4 protein-coding genes are annotated in these 2,717 nt (G+C 67.4%); all 4 read left to right on the top strand.

The genetic code is table 11. From position 1 onward, the window contains the following. Positions 1 to 491: SDR family NAD(P)-dependent oxidoreductase (locus BGN95_RS21620; RefSeq protein ID WP_286773971.1), on the top strand; the 491-nt coding region annotated here is incomplete at its 5' end. Next, on the top strand, positions 484 to 1,104 hold the full coding sequence (locus tag BGN95_RS21625) for a nuclear transport factor 2 family protein (RefSeq protein ID WP_286773972.1): 621 nt from the start codon (positions 484 to 486) through the stop codon (positions 1,102 to 1,104). The genes BGN95_RS21620 and BGN95_RS21625, both read left to right, overlap by 8 nt. Before the next feature lie 2 nt (positions 1,105 to 1,106). Beyond that, complete coding sequence (locus BGN95_RS21630) at positions 1,107 to 2,174, top strand: alkene reductase (RefSeq protein WP_286773973.1); 1,068 nt, start codon at positions 1,107 to 1,109, stop codon at positions 2,172 to 2,174. A 2-nt stretch (positions 2,175 to 2,176) separates the two neighbouring features. Next, on the top strand, positions 2,177 to 2,717 hold a 541-nt coding region (locus tag BGN95_RS21635), incomplete at its 3' end, for an alpha/beta fold hydrolase (protein ID WP_286773974.1).

The following is a 2,717-nucleotide window of genomic DNA, read 5'->3' on the forward strand; positions in this document are numbered from 1 at the left end:
TAGCGCGCGGCGAGACGCCGAGCGCCTATCCCGATCAGACGATCCATATGTCCGACGAGGGCTGGCGGCGGGTGATCGGGGTCAATCTCGACGGCGCCTTCTGGTGCGCGCGCGCCGCTTTGCGGCTGATGGCGCGCGACGGCACCAGGGGGTCGATCGTCAATATCGCCTCCACCTCGGCGGCGTCGGGCGAAGGCCCGATCCATTATGTCACCAGCAAGGCGGCGATCGTCGGGCTGACCCGCGGGCTGGCGCGCGAGGTCGCGCCGCGCGGCATCCGCGTCAACGCGATCCACCCCGGCCCGACCAACACCCCGATCATGCAAAGCGTCCCTGACGATGCGGTGAAAGCGATGGAGGCCGCCGTCCCGCTCGGCCGAATGGCGCAGCCGGCGGAGATCGCCGCGGCGGCATTGTTCCTTGCCAGCGACCAATCCTCCTACGCCACCGGCAGCGTCGTCACCGTCAACGGAGGCTCGTATTTTGTCTGACGATCTCGCCGCGCGGATCGACCGGCTCGAATCGCTCGACGCGATCCGCCAGTTGCCCGCCAAATATGCGCTGGCGCTCGACATGCGCGACATGGACGCGATGGTCGGGCTGTTCCCCGCCGATGTCCGCGTCGGCAGGGAAACCAGCGGGCGCGAGGCGCTGCGCGCCTATCTCGACGAGACGATGCGGGTGCAGTTCAACGGCACCTCGCATCATATCGGCGGGCACATCATCGAGTTCGACGATCCTGATCACGCGCGCGGGATCGTCTATTCGAAGAACGAGCATGAGACCGGCCCCGAATGGGTGATCATGCAGATGATGTATGTCGACGATTATGAGCGGATCGACGGGCGCTGGTATTTCCGTCGCCGGCTGCCGCTCTATTGGTACGCGACCGATCTCAACAAGCCGCCGATCGGCGACCGCAAGATGCGCTGGCCGGGGCGCGAACCCTATGAAGGCGGGTTCCACGAACTCTTCCCTTCGTGGCGCGAATTCTGGGCGCGTAGTGGCGCGCCCGAGGGACCGGTGCCCGAACCGGCGCCGCTCGACCAGTTCATCAATCGTATGCGTGGCACCGCCGAGGCGCCGCGCGTCCGGGTACGCTGACGATGGCCACCCTGTTCGATCCCGTAAAGCTCGGCGCGATGTCGCTCGCCAACCGGATCGTGATGGCCCCGATGACGCGCAGCCGCGCCGGCGAGGGCGACGTGCCCAATGCGCTGATGACCGAATATTACCGCCAGCGCGCCAGCGCCGGGCTGATCGTCACCGAGGGCACCCAGCCGAGCGCGGCCGGCAAGGGCTATTGCCGCACCCCGGGGCTGCACAATGCGGCACAGGCCGCCGGGTGGCGCGCGGTAACCGATGCGGTGCATGACGCGGGCGGACGGATCGTCGTCCAGTTGATGCATTGCGGGCGCATCGCCAGCCGGCTCAACAAGCATCCCGATGCCGAGACGATCGCCCCCTCCGCGGTGCAGGCGCGCGGCAAGATCTTCGCCGACGGCGCCGGGCAGGTCGAGATGGATATGCCGCGCGCGCTCGAAACGCACGAGATCGCGGGGATCGTCGAGGAATATGCGCAATCGGCGCGGCTCGCGCTGGCGGCAGGGTTCGACGGGGTCGAGCTGCATTGCGCCTCGGGCTATCTGCCGATGCAATTCCTCTCGACCGGGACCAACCGGCGCACCGATCTCTACGGCGGCAGCGTCGCCAATCGCATCCGCTTCACGGTAGAGGTGCTGGAGGCCTTGTCGGGCGCGATCGGCGCCGATCGCGTCGGTTTCCGCATCTGCCCCGGCAATCCGTTCAACGACATCCACGACGACGACCCGGCCGAAACCTATGCCGCCTTGTTGCAGGCGGCCGCGCCGCTCGGCGTCGCCTATCTCCACCTGATCCGGCTCAACGTGCCGCAGGTCGACGGGGTGGCGGTCGCCGCGGCCAATTGGCGCGGCAAGCTGATCCTCAACGAAAGCATCGACTTCGCCGAGGCGCAGCAGATCGTCGGCGACGGTCGCGCCGATGCGGTCTCGTTCGGCCGCCCGTATATCGGCAACCCCGATCTCGTCCGCCGCTTCCGCGAGGGCGCCGCGCTCGCGCCATTCGAGCTCAAGGGGCTCTATGCCGCCGGCCCCGAGGGCTACACCGATTATCCCGCGCTGACGGAGGGCTGATTATGGCCGCGTGGATGCACCGCTACGCCCGCATCAACCATATCGACATGCATTATGTCGAACAGGGTGAAGGCCCGCTGGTCATCCTGTGCCACGGCTTTCCGCACATCTGGTTCAGCTGGCACCGCCAGATACCCGCGCTCGCCGCGGCCGGGTGGCGCATCGTCGCGCCCGACATGCGCGGGATGGGACAGACCGAGGCGCCGGCCGACCCGCGCGCTTATGACGTCGATCACACCGTCGGCGATCTGATCGGGCTGCTCGACCATCTCGGCGAACGACAGGCGGTGTTCGTCGGGCTCGATTTCGGCATCCTCACGATCTACGACCTTGCGCTGCGCCACCCCGAACGCGTGCGCGCGGTGATCGGGCTGGAGAACCCCTTCCCGGTCCACGATCCGGCGATCTCGCCGCTGGCCGAGGCGGCGCAACACGCCAAAGACCATTTCATCCACATCGACTATTTCCGCCCCTACGGCCCGGCCGATACCGCGCTGAACGCCGAACCACGGCGGTTCCTGTCGAAAGTGTTCTACGCTCTGT

Origin of the sequence: Sphingomonas sp. 66-10, assembly GCF_001897045.1 — a bacterium.
Classification (GTDB): domain Bacteria; phylum Pseudomonadota; class Alphaproteobacteria; order Sphingomonadales; family Sphingomonadaceae; genus Sphingomonas; species Sphingomonas lycopersici.